Origin of the sequence: Cedecea neteri (genome assembly GCF_000758305.1) — a bacterium.
Lineage (GTDB): Bacteria > Pseudomonadota > Gammaproteobacteria > Enterobacterales > Enterobacteriaceae > Cedecea > Cedecea neteri_C.
In genome coordinates, this window is record NZ_CP009458.1 from 4061381 (window position 1) to 4074326 (window position 12946).

Below are 12946 nucleotides of genomic sequence, written 5' to 3' on the forward strand. Positions count from 1 at the left end.
AATTTGTGCTGCCTTGACTACGCTGAAATTGGGGTGACCTACTGGTCATACCACCTGCCGCAGATAACAAGGAGCCAAAGATGACAAAGACCAATGTCCGGATCGGCATCTTCGAGATCGATGATGCCGAATTACACGGTGAACAACAGGGGGATCGAACGTTAAGCATTCCCTGCAAGTCCGATCCTGACCTGTGCATGCAGCTTGATGCCTGGGATGGGGCAACCTCTATTCCCGCCGTGCTGGACGGCGAACATTCCGTACTTTACCTGCAACACTACGATCGTCAGCGCGATGCCTGGGTTATGCGCCTTGCATAATTCAAGATGAACCCGTCCCTGAGACGGGTTAATTATTTCCCCCACTCCCTTGTGCTCCCCTACACTTAAACCAAACGAAGCGGTTCTGAGGCGCTAATGTTTGCTTTGGTTTTATTTGTTTGTTACCTGGACGACGGCTGCGACGAACTGGTGCTGGAAGTCTTCACCAGCGAACGTCAGTGTCTGAGTGCAATGAGCGAACAGCGGATGCGCCACGGCGGCTGTTACCCGGTGGAAGCATTTATCGATGGGTTCTGGCGACCTGCCCAGGAGTACAGCGACTTTTGAGCAGGGCCAGGTGAGATTAGCGATTATTCGGGCGAAGGAACATTCTTATTTGCTTCCCGTGGTACTCAACGTAGTGCTGGAAAGCAAAACCGAAGCGCTCTGCCAGGCCGATAGAGCGCTGATTATCGTCATCAATAATGCAGCATACCGGCCCGCTGAAATTGTCATCAGCCCAGCATAAAACTGCCCTGAGCGCCTCCGCTGCATAGCCTTTACCGTGTACCGCAGGAATAAGCGACCAGCCCGCCTCCGGGTATGCCAAAGCTGGCGTGAGATTCCGTTTAGCCTCCTGAAAACCAAACGACCCCACGAATCGCCCGCTCTGTTTTTCAAACAGCGCCCAGTAGCCATAGCCCAGCGCCTGCCAGTGGCCGATATAGCGCATCAGGCGCGCCCAGCTCATTTCACCATCCTGCGGTTTGCCGCCGCCGATAAACTTCACCATCTCCGGATCGGACCAACAGGCAACCAGTGCCTCATAGTCGTCCAGCGTAAAGTGGCGCAGGATAAGGCGTTCCGTTTCAAGACGTGGGGCTTCAGTAATCATCATGACTCCGCTCAGTATTACTCTTGTAGTCGTTGTTTAAGGCCGGATTTGCAGGCGTAAATGATAGCGCAGAGCAGCAGGCTAAACAGCATAGTCCCCAAAAACACGCCCGCGCCGGTCAGGGTCAGCATAACGCCGCCAATCAACGGTCCCAGCGCAATGCCTAACGTCGTCAGGGTCGATGCCCCCAGGTACGCGCCACGATGCTCATCCGGTGCCAGCTGATCCAGCAAAATATTCAGGTTCGGCATCAAAATTGCCTCGCCGATGCTGAAAATAACCGTCACGCTCACCCACAACAGCGCATCCGGCGTACGGACGGACCAGAACAAAAGCTGCGAAAGCGCGAAGATAGCGCCCCCGAGCAAAATACGATTAGACAGACTCACCTGAGCCAGGAAGCGAACCAGGAAAAGCTGGGCAATAAGCACCGTACAGGCGTTCGACACCAGAATCAGCGTAATTAACTTTACGGCCGCCTCAGCGTCCAGCGTCAGCAAATAAAGCGGCACCACGGACTCATAATGTACGAAAACCACGGCGCACAACGTGCTGCAAAGCAGCGCCGCGACAAACAGTTTGTCCCGGGCGATGATCAGCATAATGTCGCGTAATCTGACCCCGGCTTTATGTTCGCTTTCGTTGGCCACCAGCTTGCCTGCAGGAATATACAGCAGGGTGTAAATAAGCAGGGGCAGATAGCTCACCGCGGTGATCACAAAAGTGCCTTTTTGCGATGTCAGCCCAAACGCGATGCCCACCAGCGGCCCGGTCACAGCCGCCACGTTCACCAAATAATAGCGAATCTGCAGTGCCAGAGCGCGACGACGGCGATCGCCCAACAAGTCACTCATCAGGGCACGTGTAGGAGGCTCTACCCAAGCAAAACAGACGCCAACAATCATTAGTCCAATGATAAATAATGCCATTCCCGTGGCCAGCCCAAGCAGAGCATAGCCAACAAACGACAGCGCACAGCCGAGGGAAAGCACGCCCCGGCGACCTAGCTTGTCCGACAGCTGCCCGCCATACATCCCCAGCACAACCGCCAGAAGCGCGCTGCTGGTCATTGCTACGCCCACTGAGATCGGGGAGAGATGATAATTACGGGTCATGATCACCGTCATAAACGGCCAGGCCATAAAATAGCTAAAGCGAATCACCAGGGTAAAAAACAGCAGCGCAATTACCGTGGCTGGGAAGGTTTTGACCGTCGGCCAAAAACCGCGCGCAGCGTCCTCACGGACGGCATCGTTTGTCGTCATAAAGTGTCCTGTTATTTATCGTTATAGTGGAGGCGGGGCCGCTTACGCTGAGTAAGCGGTTAAATAGTAATAAGTTATTCCGTATTGGCTGGCAACGGAAATGTTACTGAAATGTTTATTTCCCCAGCTTGTCGTTTAAACCGTCAGCCGGGCAGCAAAAAATAGTGGGAAATTGTGACCTGCCGCTCAAAAAATGGCATTTCGTGCTGAGAATGTTTGGGGGCGAGCCGGCGGCTGAACGCCGCCGGTAGAATCGCTACAGTTTTCCGCTAAGACGCTGATGGAAATCGGCGCTGTGGGTATCCAGACCAACAATTTCGACCTGAGTCTGATAACGCTGATACCGCGTTTCAATGGCATCTAATACGGCAACCGTGGAAGCATCCCAAATTTGCGCCTGGCTCAGATCGATCACCACCCGTGCCGGGTCGTCAGCATAATGAAAATGCTCGACAAGGTCGTTGCTGCTCGCAAAGAACAGCGGCCCACGAACCCAGTACGTCACTTCACTCCCGTCCGCTGCCAGATGCCGCTCAGCACGCACCACATGCGCAATACGACGGGCGAATAACATCATAGCGAAGATAACGCCCCCCAAAACGCCAAGCGCCAGGTTATCGGTATAAACCGTGATCGCGACAGTGGTGAGCATCACCAGCGTTTCCGGCACCGGCATACGGCGAAGTGTAACTGGAGAGATGCTATGCCAGTTCAACGTTTTCACCGCCACAATCATCATGATCCCGGCCAGCACCACCATCGGAATTTTCGCCATCACTTCACTCAGCACGGTGACCAGCAGTAATAATACCAGCGCAGCCGCCACGGTAGACAGCCGCGTACGCCCTCTTCCCAGCTCAACGTTGACGATGGTTTGCCCAATCATGGCGCAGCCCGCGATGCCGCCATAAAAACCGGCGAAGATATTCGACACACCCAGCCCCCAGCATTCGCGCCGCTTGCTTGAAGGGGTATCGGTGAGATCGTCCACCAGCTTGGCCGTCAGTAAGGACTCCATCAGGCCAACAAAAGCAATACTCAACGCACAGGGCCAGATAATACGCAGCGTCTCAACGTTAAGCGGCACTATCAGTTCCGTTAATCCAGGTAAGCCGGCTTTCATCGGCCCGCTGTCACCTACCGTGGGCATTATCCATCCCATGGCGATGCTCAGCCCGGTCACAAGAACAATCGCCACCAGCGGAGAAGGCACTGATTTAAGCACTTTCGGTAACAGTAAAACGACGGCGAGCGTCACGGCGAACAGGCCCCAAACGAGAGGCGATTGCCCCCAGACATGAGGCACCTGAGCAAAGAAAATAAGAATGCCCAGTGCATTCACAAACCCGGTCATGACCGAAAGCGGGATATAACGCATCATTCGCGCCAGCCCGCTCACGCCAAACAGGATCTGGATCCCGCCCGCCAGCACCACCGCAGGCAGGATATAACCCACGCCGTACTGATGAACCATCGGAGCAATAACCAGCGCCACCGACCCGGCCGCCGCGGTGACCATTGCCGGACGGCCACCCAGAATCGACATAGCAAAACAAAGCACGATCGAGGCAATCAGGCTGACCTTCGGATCCACGCCAGCGATCAGGGAAAAAGAAATAACTTCGGGGATCAAGGCCAGCGCGGTGACGACCCCGGCAAGAACTTCGCGCTGGATTAACAGGGGGGAGCGAAGCACGGCGCGCAGGCTATTCTCATGCGCATGTTGAGCGGCAAGCTCAGTTTGATTTGTCATAGTGGGATGCAGGCTTATTGTCATGAACGCCGCATTTCTCAAGGAATGCGGTCAGCGAGGCAGAAAGTGTAGCGTTGTCGCTCCAGTGATGCGAATTTTTGTGACTCACATCACTAGTCTAAATGACTCATCTGCCCAACCCTTTCGTTTGCGCAACAAATAATTAACAAGTTGAGCAAAAAACGCTGGACGGCAAGCTATCAAGGTGTGGTATGGTTTTAGCGCACAGGCCAAGCCGAAGCGTTATGGGAAACGCTTTACGCGCAAGCAGGCTGGCTGGTTTCCGAATAAAAAAAAGACCGAACACGATTCCTGTATTCGGTCCAGGGAAATGGCTCTTGGGAGAGAGCCGTGCGCTAAAAGTTGGCATTAATGCAGGCTAAGTCGCCTTGCCTCTTAAGAATAGATTACCGGCGCAGGTTTTCCAGTCCGCAGCAAAAGTGGTCAGAAAAAAGGCGCAATAAAGGTGACTATTTATGCAAAAACAGCAATATCCCGTTGAGGTTATTGCTGTTTTTTTATGGCAAAAAATGCGTGTTTTTTTATTCACTGCAAAGCTTTTGCGCGCGCTCAATGAAGGGTTCGAGACTCATCTTCTGGCCTGGATGCTGCGGGTCGTCCACTTGAATAACGCTGATTGGCTGCCCGCTCGTTTTACCACTCTTGATCTGTTGCTCGGCAATGGCGTTCAGCGGGTATTGCATCAGCGTGCTTGGGTTGATGGCAAACAAGGCATTCCCCGCTCTGCAGCTCAGCATCACCTCTTCGCGGTTGAACGCCCATTTGTCTTTACCCACCTCAAACCGACTCACGGTGATAATTTGCGGGGCAGCCAGCGCAGAACCCGCGCAGGCCAGCAGCAGTAAAGTCAAAATGCTCTTTTTCATGAATCTCTCATATAACCAGTTTGCGCCGTCAGAACGGCTCCCAGGTAGCATAGATGCTGACAAGCAGCAGTACTCCTACCGATAAAATAACTTCCAGCCACGTAAGCTGAATAAATCTTCGCTGAGCATCGGCCTGAACAGCGTCAAAACGCGGCACCAGTATATAGCGGTTGATCAATGCCAGCATGACCATCACGAGCACCAGCCCAACCTTCAGCGCCAGCAATTGAAAATAGCCACTTTCCAGCGGCAGCGCCCAGCCCAGGATCAGCAAGCTATTCACCACGCCGGTCACCAGCACCGCAGCCACCGCGAGATGCCCGTAGCGCGAAAAACGCATCATTGCCGTAATCGCCGGAGTACGCCAGCGCGGCTTGTGCGCCATATGCATACAAACCAGCAAAGGCAGAAGCCCGCCTACCCACCAGCCCGCGCTCAGAAGATGAATCGCGTGATTGATTCGTTGGAAGGCCCCCAGCGCGCCGTCGTGCATGGCGGCGTGCCCGACGCCAGCCAGCATAATCAGCTGCGCCGCGGCTAATAACAGCAATAAACCCGGCATTGCCCGAGGCGCGATCAGCACGGCGGCCAGAGTAGCCACGCCGAGCACCAGCTGCCATATCCATACCGAACCAAAACGCGTCGTCAGGACCGCCTGCCAGACATCCGGCGAGAGAGTATCGCTCCAACCGTCTCCCATCTGGCCTGCCTGAGCCATAAATAACAGGCAGGCGCTAATCAGCGACAGCCAGACGGCAGGCCGCCACTGTGCCCTGAGGCGGCGCACAAGCACGGGCTTAAACTTTTGCGGGGCAAGCAGCGAACAACAGATGGCGCTGCCGAGCAGCACCATCAAAGCAGTGAAATGGATAAAACGCAGCGCGATGTAAAACGCCGACAGCATGGCGATTACTTCACGGAGAAGTGATAGTTACCTTTGGTTTTGTGCCCATCGACCGACACAACATGCCAGTCCACGGAGTAATCACCCGGTTTCAGGGCTTCTTCAACCGGCACAATCAGCTGTTTGTTGTCGGTTTCAGCAACCTTCACTTTCCCGGTTTTTACGGCTGATTTCTGTGGGCCGGTCACGGTCACGCCACTGAAGCCAGGCTCCACGCCTTCAGAGAAGTTCAGGGTCAGCGACTGCGGCGATGCGGTCACGGCAGAATCTGCCGCCGGAGACTGCTGCTTGAGGTGCGCATGCGCAAACACGGCTGGAGAAACGGCCATAGCAGCGACAAATGCCGCCACGGTTGCGATGCGGGAGGAGATGAACGCCATATTAACTATTCCTTTTTGTTATGTGTTGAGGCGGCAAGGATACCCCCGCGTCAATACCAAGTCGAGACGGGAAAAGCTATTGTTGCTTGTCATCCGGGGCGCAAAACAGTAACTTCTGCGCTGACATTGCAGGAGGATATGATGAGCTACAATCTCGCCGATTTACCCCAGGAAGAAATGGATAAAGTTAACGTCGACCTTGCCGCTGCCGGCGTGGCGTTTAAAGAGCGCTATAACATGCCCGTTGTGGCCGAAATGGTGGAACGTGAGCAACCGGAACACCTGCGGACCTGGTTCCGTGAAAAGCTGATTGCCTATCGTCTGGCCTCGGTTAATCTTTCTCGTTTGCCGTATGAACCAAAGCAAAAATAAAAACTTAAGAATTTTCTCTTTGATTCAAAACTAGTGCTACTCTCTTCCTTGTTCAGTTGACCACAAGCTTTGGCTCATCCCTCACGGTTGCAGGATGCAATCGTTGGATGAAAGATTAAGGAAGAACCTATGCCACGCTGGAATGTTGCCGCTGCGCAATACGGTGCTGTTGCCGGAAGTTATCAGGCCAACATCGACCACCACCTCGATTTTATTCGCTGTGCCGCCGAACAAGGCATTGATCTTCTGGTTTTCCCTCATCTCTCTTTATCCGGATTACGCCCCGATAACCACCCTCCGGCGTTTACCGATCCGCTGTTCGACCCGCTCAGCGAAGCTGCCCGCCGCTATCATATGACCGTGATCGTCGGCATGTCGCTCAGTGACGAGGCGCATAGCGCCGCCGGTATGGTCGGATTTCTGTCAGACGGGTCACGAATCGCCTGTTGCAAACGTCCCGCAGAGTCTGTCGGTATGAGCGCTCAAACACCCGTCGCACCACTTTTGGGGCAACGTTCCCGCAATATTGCCCTTGCGGTTTGCGCCCAAAGCGATGATGAAGCCTGGCCCCGAAGTGCGGCTGACATCGGAGCAGACCTTTACGCCACCGGTGCCGCGATGACGGAACTAAGCTACCAGCAAGACGAAATGTATATGCAGCGCTGGGCGCACAAATATGGTCTCACCATTTTGCAGGCCAACTACGCCTGGTCCGGGGCTGAACTTCGCTCCGCAGGCCGCAGCGCATGTTGGGATAATTTAGGCCAGCTCGTCGTCAGGGCTGACCAGGGTGAATTGCTGGCGATTGGCCGCCGGGACGAGAGAGGTTGGCACGGCGAGGTCATTCCTTTACGCTAGTCGCCTGAAGCCTGTTAACGGAGACTGCGATGCTGCGCATTATTGATACGGAAACCTGTGGGTTACAGGGAGGCGTAGTGGAAGTTGCGTCGGTGGATATCATCGACGGCAAGATTGTAAACCCGATGAGCGATCTTGTCCGTCCTGACCGGCCGATAAGTCACCAGGCGATGGCCATCCACAAAATTACCGAAGAGATGGTGGCCGATAAACCCTGGATTGAAGAGGTCATCCCCCGCTATATGGGGAGCCCTTATTACGTGGCACACAACGCCAGTTTCGACAGCCGCATGCTGCCGGAGATGCAGGGCGACTGGATTTGCACGGTGAAGCTGGCGCGTCGCCTGTGGCCGGGCATCAAGTACAGTAACATGGGCTTGTATAAATCGCTAAAGCTGCATGTGGATACCCCCGCCGGGCTGCATCATCACCGCGCCTTGTTCGATTGTTATATTACCGCCGCCCTGCTGTTGAGAATTATGGATGTGTCTGGCTGGAGCGCGGAAGATATGGTCACCATTACCGGGCGTCCGGCGCTGGTGACCACCATGATGTTTGGCAAATACCGGGGCAAACGCATTGCGGAAATAGCGGAAGATGACCCGGGCTATCTTCGCTGGATGCTTAATAACATCAAGGAGCTAGCGCCGGATCTCCGCATGACGCTAAAACATTACCTGGCCGCCAGCGCGGCCGATTAATGCACGCGCCCTGGCAGGGTCCCCTGCGCCAGGGCAATCAGGAAAGCAAACTCCAGCGCAACGCCTTCGTAAGATTTGAAGCGCCCCGACTTACCGCCGTGCCCGGAATCCATGTCGGTACAAAGCAGCAACAAGGTCTCATCCCGCTTATAGTCGCGTAATTTGGCAACCCACTTAGCCGGCTCCCAATACTGCACCTGTGAATCATGCAGCCCGGTAGTCACCAGCAGATGGGGATAAGCCTGCTCGCGAACCTGGTCGTAAGGGCTGTATTGCTTCATGTAGCGGTAATACTCTTCGTCCTGGGGGTTGCCCCACTCTTCAAACTCTCCGGTGGTGAGCGGAATCGACTCATCCAGCATCGTTGTCACCACATCAACAAACGGCACCTGAGCCACCACGCCGTGAAATAACTCAGGGCGCAGGTTGATAGCTGCTCCCATCAGCATCCCACCCGCGCTGCCGCCCATCCCATAAAGCAGTTTAGGATCGCCATATTCCTGCCTGAGCAGCTCGTCGCACACGTCCAGATAGTCGTTAAAGGTATTCATCTTTTTCAGGTATTTACCGTCTTCATACCATTGTTGCCCCAGTTCACCGCCGCCGCGTACGTGAGCAATGGCAAAGACAAAACCTCTGTCCAGCAGGCTCAAACGGCTGCTGCTAAAGTCCGCATCCATACTGCTGCCATAGGATCCATAGCCATAGACCAACAGAGGACTTTTGCCCCGGCGAAAGTGTTTCCGGTGATAAACCAGCGACACCGGAACCTGAACGCCATCCCGCGCCGTCACCCACAGATGCTCGCTGCGGTAATTATTAGCGTCAAAACCGGCAACCTGGGTTTGCTTGATAACCCGGCGCTCTCCGCTGTCCATATCCAGTTCAAAAAGCGTATCCGGCGTAGTCATCGAAGAATAGCCGTAGCGTAAATGCGAGGTCTCCGGCTCAGGGTTGTAGCCAAGCCAGGTAACATAGGCTGGATCGTCAAAAGCGATGCCCGTGGACTCACGCGTATGGCGATTAATCTGACGCAGGCTTGTCAACCCCTGCTGGCGCTCGGCAACCACCAGCCAGTCACGGAACAGCGTAAAGTCTTCAAGCATGACCTGTTCCCTTGCGGCAATTAGCGTTTCCCACTGTTTTTCGTCCCGCACGGCGCAGCGGTAGAGCCCGAAGTTTTTACCGTCTTTGTTGGAACGAATGTAGAACCCATGCTGGTAGTGATCGACAGTGTATTCATGATCTTTCCGGCGCGGGGCAAAAACTTGCGGCTCGGCGTCTGCCAGTTCGGCATCCAATAACAAAGCCTCACTCGTCGTCGCGCTGGCAAGATGGATGACAATAAAATGCTGGGAGGTTGTTTTGTGCACGCTGACGTAAAAAGCGTCATCTTTTTCTTCATACACCAGTTGGTCATCGGCCACCGGGTGGCCCAGCGTGTGCCGCCAGACCTGATAAGGCAGTAAGGTTTTGGGATGCTTGCGCACGTAGTAAAGCGTGGCGGAGTCATTTGCCCAGACAAAACTGGTCGAGACGTTATCCAAAAGCTCCGGGTACCAGTTTCCGGTTTTCAAATTACGCAAACGAATGCCGAACTGACGACGAGAGAGATAGTCCTCCGCCAGGGCCATCACGGTATTGTCCGGCGTAATAGCAAACCCGCCCATCGTGTAAAACTCGCTGTGGGCAGCGCGCTGATTGGCATCCAGCAGCACGTCCCACTCGGCCCACTCTTCTCTGACCGCAGATTGCCGCTGATAAATCGCGTACTCATTACCCTTTTCATAAACCTGGCGGTAGCGATAGCCGTTCTTCACATAGGGGGCGGAAACATCACGAGGCGGAACGCGAGCGATCATCTCTTTGAGCAATTGCTCCTGCAGCGCGCGCTGGCTCTCCATGATCCTTTTACCGTAATCATTTTCCTGCTCGAGGTATTTCAGCACATCGGGATCGGCGCGGTCATCATCCCGCAACCAGTAATAGTTATCCGTGCGGGTATCGCCATGCAGCATCATAGCGTGAGGTATTTTTTTGGCTTTTGGCGGCATCACTTTCATCATTTTCCGTTTAACACCCCGTAAGGGTGGCAAATTCAGCCGGGCTTGCAAGCGGAACATGAAGGATTAAAAGAAAATGCCGGGAGAAACCCGGCACAGGATGATTGCAGGAGGATTAAACCGCGAGCGGTTGTTTTTGCTGCTGAATATCTTGCTCAATACCGGAGCGGACATCCGGCGGTATATTTAGCGCATCGCCCAGAGCGCTCAGATAGCTACGTTCCATAAAGTGATCGATATCGATAGCCGTACAGCTTAGGTAATAAAGCTCGAGCGCTTCTTCCTCGTTTCTCACCCCTTGCGCGAGCTGGTGAGGATCTAACGGCCTGTCGATAGCTCGTTCGACAAGCGCTTTGCCTTCGTCGTCGATGCCGACTTCACGCAGCTGTTGCTCAATAAACTGACGCTCTTTTGCATCAATATGGCCGTCGCTTTTAGCGGCAAAAACCAGCGCGGTAATTAATCTTTCGGTACGAACATCAACCGACGAGTGCGAATGATCATAACCCGCTGAAGCAGGCTGATTCTCACGGACGCGTGCCTTGTATTTGTTCCATAACACGCTTCCGGCCACCGCACCGCCGCCGACCAGGAGCGCACTGGTGCCGTATTTTGTTAACAGTTTTCGGGACGACTTACTCGCCAGCAGTAATCCGGCTAATCCGCCCAGCGCCCCCGGCACCAGAAGTTTACCGATCCCTTCAGGGCCATTACCGGCTGCAGGCTGTGAAGATTGAGGGGAAGTAGATTGCCCCAGGAGCGACTGAAGCTGCTGTAACCAGTTATTCATGACGAAACCCTCTGTTGACTTAACTCGTCGAGAGTAGGTCACAGGACGTCAAGAAACGTCGGGCAGCGCTAAAGATGGGAAAAGAATCGCGCCGGCTGCCCGGCGCTTACTGCTGCAACGTATCACGCGGCTTTGGTGCGCTTACGTCCGGGGTGCTCGCTGACGTTGTCTTCCGCCGCTGGCGACTGCTCAGCCACAGAAGATTCCACATCTGGCTCAGACTGGCTTACTTCAGGCTCTGGCAGCTTGCCGTTTTTCAGCACCCCCGCCAGCAGATCCTTGTTTTCCGCCATCCACATCGCCAGGGTATCGCTCTGCCCTTCATCCAGCGCAATCGGGCTTTGCTGCAGCCAGTCGCCGAGGACTTCAGCCAGATCCAGCATTTTGTCGTAAGCGTCAGCATCCTTTTTACTGGCAAAGGCCATTTTTTCTTGTCCCTCTCTCACCACAACATATTTAATCTCGACCGCCATTTTGCAGCTCCGTTTTACCTGTTCATTTATCCAGTATATCGACATTCATTTTATCACACAAGCCGGAAAGCCGCTGCCAACGCAAACGTTTTCGTTTATACTTCCCCGGTCTTTTTCTTTGTTAAGGCTAAATCACATGTCAACGTTGGGAACTGCTCTGCGCCCGGCAGCTACGCGAGTTATGCTGCTGGGTTCCGGTGAATTGGGTAAAGAAGTGGCCATTGAGTGTCAGCGCCTCGGGGTCGAAGTTATCGCCGTCGATCGCTATGCAAATGCACCAGCGATGCACGTCGCGCACCGCAGCCACGTGATTAACATGCTGGATGCCGCAGCGCTAAAAGCGCTTGTCGCCGCCGAAATGCCTGATTTTATCGTTCCTGAAATTGAAGCCATTGCTACCGATGCCCTGCTGGAGCTTGAAGCCCAGGGCCAGCGCGTAGTGCCGTGCGCCCGCGCCACCAAACTCACCATGAACCGCGAAGGGATCCGCCGCCTGGCCGCAGAAGAACTTCAATTGCCCACTTCCAGCTACCGCTTCGCCGACAGTGAAGACGCTTTCCGCCAGGCCGTGCAGGAAATTGGTTTGCCGTGCATCGTTAAACCGGTGATGAGCTCCTCCGGCAAAGGTCAAAGTTTCATCCGCACCGCAGATCAATTGGCTAAAGCCTGGGAATACGCCCAACTTGGCGGACGGGCTGGCAAAGGCCGCGTCATCGTCGAAGGCGTGGTCAATTTTGATTTTGAAATTACCCTGCTAACCATCAGTGCCGTTGATGGCGTGCATTTCTGCGCGCCTATCGGCCACCGTCAGGAGGATGGCGACTACCGCGAATCCTGGCAGCCGCAGCAGATGAGCGACATCGCGCTGGCAAAATCGAAAGAGATTGCTGAAAAAGTGGTTACCGCCCTGGGCGGCCACGGCCTGTTCGGCGTTGAGCTGTTTGTCTGCGGCGATGAGGTGATTTTCAGTGAGGTCTCCCCTCGCCCGCATGACACCGGCATGGTGACGTTGATTTCGCAGGATCTGTCTGAGTTTGCCCTGCACGTTCGCGCCTTCCTCGGCCTGCCCATCGGTGACATTCGTCAGTATGGCCCTGCTGCGTCGGCGGTGATCCTGCCAGAGCTGCATAGCGACAACGTCAAGTTCAGCAATGTAGGCGCTGCACTGGGCGGCGGTTTACAGGTTCGCCTGTTCGGTAAGCCGGAGATCGCAGGTAAACGCCGTATGGGCGTGGCGTTGGCTACCGGGAATAGCGTCGATGAGGCAGTTTCCAGAGCCGTGGCGTCAGCCGCACAGGTAAAAATTGAAGGATAAAAAAATCGCCCTCAAATGAGAGCGACTGAA

General features: G+C 54.6%; 15 protein-coding genes. 6 read left to right on the plus strand and 9 right to left on the minus strand.

What is annotated here, in order from left to right:
- Window positions 1-80 precede the first annotated feature (80 nt).
- Window positions 81-320, plus strand: a complete 240-nt coding sequence (locus LH23_RS18855) for a YebV family protein (protein WP_008453991.1) — start codon at window positions 81-83, stop codon at window positions 318-320.
- A 96-nt stretch (window positions 321-416) separates the two neighbouring features.
- Window positions 417-608, plus strand: coding sequence for a YebW family protein (locus LH23_RS18860; RefSeq protein ID WP_039294507.1), 192 nt, complete (start codon window positions 417-419; stop codon window positions 606-608).
- Between the two features lie 16 nt (window positions 609-624).
- Here the strand turns inward: LH23_RS18860 and LH23_RS18865 are convergent, their stop codons facing one another.
- The 6 genes from LH23_RS18865 to yobA form a co-directional block, all read right to left on the minus strand.
- A complete protein-coding gene (locus LH23_RS18865; protein WP_197062496.1) occupies window positions 625-1158 on the minus strand; it encodes a GNAT family N-acetyltransferase in 534 nt (177 codons plus the stop codon).
- A gap of 14 nt (window positions 1159-1172) precedes the next feature.
- The gene (locus LH23_RS18870; RefSeq protein ID WP_039294514.1) at window positions 1173-2420 is read right to left on the minus strand and encodes an MFS transporter; all 1248 of its coding nucleotides are present in this window, start codon (window positions 2418-2420) and stop codon (window positions 1173-1175) included.
- A 256-nt stretch (window positions 2421-2676) separates the two neighbouring features.
- Complete coding sequence (locus LH23_RS18875; RefSeq protein WP_039294517.1) at window positions 2677-4173, minus strand: SulP family inorganic anion transporter; 1497 nt, start codon at window positions 4171-4173, stop codon at window positions 2677-2679.
- Between the two features lie 542 nt (window positions 4174-4715).
- A complete protein-coding gene (locus LH23_RS18880; RefSeq protein ID WP_039294520.1) occupies window positions 4716-5060 on the minus strand; it encodes a YebY family protein in 345 nt (114 codons plus the stop codon).
- Window positions 5061-5088: 28 nt separating this feature from the next.
- The gene (gene copD / locus LH23_RS18885; RefSeq protein ID WP_039294522.1) at window positions 5089-5964 is read right to left on the minus strand and encodes a copper homeostasis membrane protein CopD; all 876 of its coding nucleotides are present in this window, start codon (window positions 5962-5964) and stop codon (window positions 5089-5091) included.
- 5 nt (window positions 5965-5969) lie between these two features.
- Complete coding sequence (gene yobA / locus LH23_RS18890) at window positions 5970-6344, minus strand: CopC domain-containing protein YobA (RefSeq protein ID WP_039294526.1); 375 nt, start codon at window positions 6342-6344, stop codon at window positions 5970-5972.
- A 141-nt stretch (window positions 6345-6485) separates the two neighbouring features.
- On the opposite strand from yobA, the gene LH23_RS18895 reads away from it, so the two are divergent.
- The 3 genes from LH23_RS18895 (at window position 6486) to exoX (ending at window position 8275) form a co-directional block, all read left to right on the plus strand.
- Window positions 6486-6716 (plus strand): DNA polymerase III subunit theta, encoded by a 231-nt coding sequence (locus LH23_RS18895; RefSeq protein ID WP_008453979.1) that lies wholly within the window; start codon window positions 6486-6488, stop codon window positions 6714-6716.
- 129 nt (window positions 6717-6845) lie between these two features.
- A complete protein-coding gene (locus LH23_RS18900) occupies window positions 6846-7574 on the plus strand; it encodes a carbon-nitrogen hydrolase family protein (protein ID WP_039294529.1) in 729 nt (242 codons plus the stop codon).
- A gap of 29 nt (window positions 7575-7603) precedes the next feature.
- On the plus strand, window positions 7604-8275 hold the full coding sequence (gene exoX, locus LH23_RS18905; protein ID WP_039294532.1) for an exodeoxyribonuclease X: 672 nt from the start codon (window positions 7604-7606) through the stop codon (window positions 8273-8275).
- Here exoX and ptrB read toward each other — a convergent pair.
- The 3 genes from ptrB to LH23_RS18920 all read right to left on the minus strand — a co-directional run bounded on the left by ptrB (window position 8272) and on the right by LH23_RS18920 (window position 11601).
- Entirely contained in the window at window positions 8272-10329 is a 2058-nt protein-coding gene (gene ptrB, locus LH23_RS18910) for an oligopeptidase B (protein ID WP_039296905.1), read from the minus strand. The two genes, exoX and ptrB, sit on opposite strands and share 4 nt — an antisense overlap.
- Window positions 10330-10453: 124 nt before the next feature.
- A complete protein-coding gene (locus tag LH23_RS18915) occupies window positions 10454-11128 on the minus strand; it encodes a tellurite resistance TerB family protein (RefSeq protein ID WP_039294534.1) in 675 nt (224 codons plus the stop codon).
- A 122-nt stretch (window positions 11129-11250) separates the two neighbouring features.
- On the minus strand, window positions 11251-11601 hold the full coding sequence (locus LH23_RS18920; protein ID WP_039294536.1) for a YebG family protein: 351 nt from the start codon (window positions 11599-11601) through the stop codon (window positions 11251-11253).
- Window positions 11602-11737: 136 nt separating this feature from the next.
- Between LH23_RS18920 and purT the strand changes: the two genes are divergently transcribed.
- Window positions 11738-12916 carry a formate-dependent phosphoribosylglycinamide formyltransferase gene (gene purT / locus LH23_RS18925; RefSeq protein ID WP_039294540.1) on the plus strand — a complete coding sequence of 393 codons (1179 nt, stop codon included), beginning with the start codon at window positions 11738-11740 and terminating at the stop codon, window positions 12914-12916.
- The last annotated feature ends 30 nt before the right edge of the window (window positions 12917-12946 follow it).

Coding starts and splice junctions, on each gene's coding strand:
- LH23_RS18860 (WP_039294507.1), top strand. CDS start 417: ATGTTTGCTTTGGTTTTATTTGTTTGTTACCTGGACGACGGCTGCGAC.
- LH23_RS18900 (WP_039294529.1), top strand. CDS start 6,846: ATGCCACGCTGGAATGTTGCCGCTGCGCAATACGGTGCTGTTGCCGGA.
- exoX (WP_039294532.1), top strand. CDS start 7,604: ATGCTGCGCATTATTGATACGGAAACCTGTGGGTTACAGGGAGGCGTA.
- LH23_RS18865 (WP_197062496.1), bottom strand. CDS start 1,158: ATGATGATTACTGAAGCCCCACGTCTTGAAACGGAACGCCTTATCCTG.
- LH23_RS18855 (WP_008453991.1), top strand. CDS start 81: ATGACAAAGACCAATGTCCGGATCGGCATCTTCGAGATCGATGATGCC.
- LH23_RS18915 (WP_039294534.1), bottom strand. CDS start 11,128: ATGAATAACTGGTTACAGCAGCTTCAGTCGCTCCTGGGGCAATCTACT.
- purT (WP_039294540.1), top strand. CDS start 11,738: ATGTCAACGTTGGGAACTGCTCTGCGCCCGGCAGCTACGCGAGTTATG.
- ptrB (WP_039296905.1), bottom strand. CDS start 10,329: ATGCCGCCAAAAGCCAAAAAAATACCTCACGCTATGATGCTGCATGGC.
- copD (WP_039294522.1), bottom strand. CDS start 5,964: ATGCTGTCGGCGTTTTACATCGCGCTGCGTTTTATCCATTTCACTGCT.
- LH23_RS18920 (WP_039294536.1), bottom strand. CDS start 11,601: ATGGCGGTCGAGATTAAATATGTTGTGGTGAGAGAGGGACAAGAAAAA.
- LH23_RS18880 (WP_039294520.1), bottom strand. CDS start 5,060: ATGAAAAAGAGCATTTTGACTTTACTGCTGCTGGCCTGCGCGGGTTCT.
- LH23_RS18870 (WP_039294514.1), bottom strand. CDS start 2,420: ATGACGACAAACGATGCCGTCCGTGAGGACGCTGCGCGCGGTTTTTGG.
- LH23_RS18895 (WP_008453979.1), top strand. CDS start 6,486: ATGAGCTACAATCTCGCCGATTTACCCCAGGAAGAAATGGATAAAGTT.
- LH23_RS18875 (WP_039294517.1), bottom strand. CDS start 4,173: ATGACAAATCAAACTGAGCTTGCCGCTCAACATGCGCATGAGAATAGC.
- yobA (WP_039294526.1), bottom strand. CDS start 6,344: ATGGCGTTCATCTCCTCCCGCATCGCAACCGTGGCGGCATTTGTCGCT.